This is a genomic window from Mesorhizobium abyssinicae (genome assembly GCF_049887195.1).
Taxonomy (GTDB): domain Bacteria; phylum Pseudomonadota; class Alphaproteobacteria; order Rhizobiales; family Rhizobiaceae; genus Mesorhizobium; species Mesorhizobium abyssinicae.
Genome location: NZ_JARAKC010000006.1, coordinates 40001 through 42500, shown reverse-complemented (window position 1 = coordinate 42500; position 2500 = coordinate 40001). Strand labels below are relative to the sequence as shown.

Genomic DNA, 2500 nt, shown 5'->3' with positions numbered 1-2500 from the left:
TTGTCGGGTAAGTTCCGACCTGCACGAATGGCGTAACGACTTCCCCGCTGTCTCCAGCATAGACTCAGTGAAATTGAATTCCCCGTGAAGATGCGGGGTTCCTGCGGTTAGACGGAAAGACCCCGTGCACCTTTACTATAGCTTTACATTGGCATTCGTAGTGGCATGTGTAGGATAGGTGGTAGGCTTTGAAGCCAGGGCGCCAGCCTTGGTGGAGCCACCCTTGAAATACCACCCTTATCTCTATGGATGTCTAACCGCGGCCCGTTATCCGGGTCCGGGACAATGTATGGTGGGTAGTTTGACTGGGGCGGTCGCCTCCTAAAGAGTAACGGAGGCGCGCGATGGTGGGCTCAGAACGGTCGGAAATCGTTCGCTGAGTGCAATGGCATAAGCCTGCCTGACTGCGAGACTGACAAGTCGAGCAGAGACGAAAGTCGGTCATAGTGATCCGGTGGTCCCGCGTGGAAGGGCCATCGCTCAACGGATAAAAGGTACGCCGGGGATAACAGGCTGATGACCCCCAAGAGTCCATATCGACGGGGTTGTTTGGCACCTCGATGTCGACTCATCGCATCCTGGGGCTGGAGCAGGTCCCAAGGGTATGGCTGTTCGCCATTTAAAGCGGTACGTGAGTTGGGTTCAGAACGTCGTGAGACAGTTCGGTCCCTATCTGCCGTGGGTGTAGGAATATTGAAAGGATCTGTCCCTAGTACGAGAGGACCGGGATGGACGGATCTCTGGTGGACCTGTTGTGGCGCCAGCCGCATAGCAGGGTAGCTATATCCGGACGGGATAACCGCTGAAGGCATCTAAGCGGGAAACCCACCTTAAAACGAGTATTCCCTGAGAACCGTGGAAGACGACCACGTTGATAGGCCGGGTGTGGAAGAGCGGCAACGCTTGAAGCTTACCGGTACTAATAGTTCGATCGGCTTGATCGTTCTCATTCCTAATGTCCATCGCTCCCAAAAGGGAGGATGTGAGAGCACAACAAAGACCAGCGAACGGCTCGGAGAAGCAGCAAATAGGGCTCCCTATCGGCTGCTCACCATCGGCTATTCGCTCAAAAAGCTTCTCGAACAACGTGCGTTTTGCCGACCTGGTGGTTATGGCGGAGCGGCTGCACCCGATCCCATTCCGAACTCGGCCGTGAAACGCTCCAGCGCTGATGGTACTTCGTCTCAAGACGCGGGAGAGTAGGTCGCTGCCAGGTCTGCCAAACGCACGTTCATCTTCTCATTACGATTGTTGTGATGCATGTCGTTGCCTCAAAACCGCTAACACTTTTGAGCGACATGCATGAGGCCCGCCAAACGGGAGCCCGGGCCGCGCAAGCGGCCCTTTCATTTGGCAGACCTCTTGATTCCGGTAAGCTAAAACTTACCTCTAAGGACGCAAGCCAACGCTTGCTCGTGGTCGCAAGCAAACGCTTGCTCGTAGTTGACGCGGGGTGGAGCAGCCCGGTAGCTCGTCAGGCTCATAACCTGAAGGTCACAGGTTCAAATCCTGTCCCCGCAACCAAATCAAAAGGCCCGCTTGGCTCCTCGCCAGCGGGCCTTTTGCTTTGGCAGCCAACGATGGTCGCAATCAATTCGCCCCCTGGATCTGAGACGAGGTTTCGGCTGATGCTGGCGAGTACGCCTCGTCCAGAGCCGAAGCGTGCAGCGAAAGCCGAATCGGAGCAGCGACCACAACCAGATGCGAAATGAATTTAGCCGGCCTCTTTCTCAGCCGGCTTCAGTGCCCTCGCTCGGCATGCAGCACAGCATCTGCCACTCGTCCTGCCTGAATGGCGAGAGTAGGCCCTCGGGAGCTGTCGACTGCACCAGATTGCTCGATCGCGCCGGCGTCATCGGGGCCGAGGCGATATCTCGGTTCTGCCGAATCGCCGAATCAAGCCCTGCGGGATAATCCGAATCACAGGCAGAGATCGGCCGAATCGGCCAATGCTGGCAATAGATGACATCTATTGCTATGTTCTATAGCCGGACATTTTTTCCAGAGGTTGCCATGCCCAACTATGCTCTGAACGACCACTATGAGAGCTTCATCAGGAAGCAGCTCGAATCAGGCCGCTATAACAATGCCAGCGAGGTCGTCCGCGCCGGTCTGCGCATGCTCGAGGACTTCGAGGCGGAGCGGGAGAAATGGCTGCGCGAGGAGGTCCCGGGGCGCCTGACCGAGCTTCGGCAAGATCCGGCGAAGGGAGTTCCCGCCGAAACGGTTTTTTCCCGGCTTGAGGCGCGTCATCGCGCGAAGCAGGGGAAAGCCAAGTAGGGGATGGAGTATCGAATTGTCTTCCATCCTATGGCGGAAGCTGAACTCGGACAGCTCTATGATGACATAGCCGAGCGCGCGTCGCCCGCGATTGCGTGGAATTTCGTTGTCGGAATCCGCGACCATTGCCTGGGCCTATCGACTTTTCCACAGCGCGGCACCGAGCGGATCGAGATCATGCCGGGGCTGCGGATTGTCGGCTATCGGCGCGCCGTCAGCA

General features: G+C 57.1%; 2 protein-coding genes, 1 tRNA gene and 2 rRNA genes (2 of these 5 cut by a window edge). All 5 read left to right on the top strand.

Annotated elements, in window-relative coordinates; genetic code table 11:
• Positions 1-944: ribosomal RNA gene (locus PU724_RS15060) — 23S ribosomal RNA — on the top strand (it extends 1880 nt beyond the left edge of the window).
• A 157-nt stretch (positions 945-1101) separates the two neighbouring features.
• Positions 1102-1216: ribosomal RNA gene (gene rrf / locus PU724_RS15055) — 5S ribosomal RNA — on the top strand.
• 231 nt (positions 1217-1447) lie between these two features.
• Positions 1448-1524 (top strand) — tRNA-Met (locus PU724_RS15050).
• Between the two features lie 489 nt (positions 1525-2013).
• Complete coding sequence (locus tag PU724_RS15045) at positions 2014-2280, top strand: type II toxin-antitoxin system ParD family antitoxin (RefSeq protein WP_127283191.1); 267 nt, start codon at positions 2014-2016, stop codon at positions 2278-2280.
• 3 nt (positions 2281-2283) lie between these two features.
• Positions 2284-2500, top strand: partial view of a type II toxin-antitoxin system RelE/ParE family toxin gene (locus tag PU724_RS15040; RefSeq protein ID WP_354419945.1) — the 5' portion only. 95 nt of this gene lie beyond the right edge of the window; the window shows 217 of its 312 coding nt (coding positions 1-217); its start codon is at positions 2284-2286; the stop codon falls past the right edge of the window.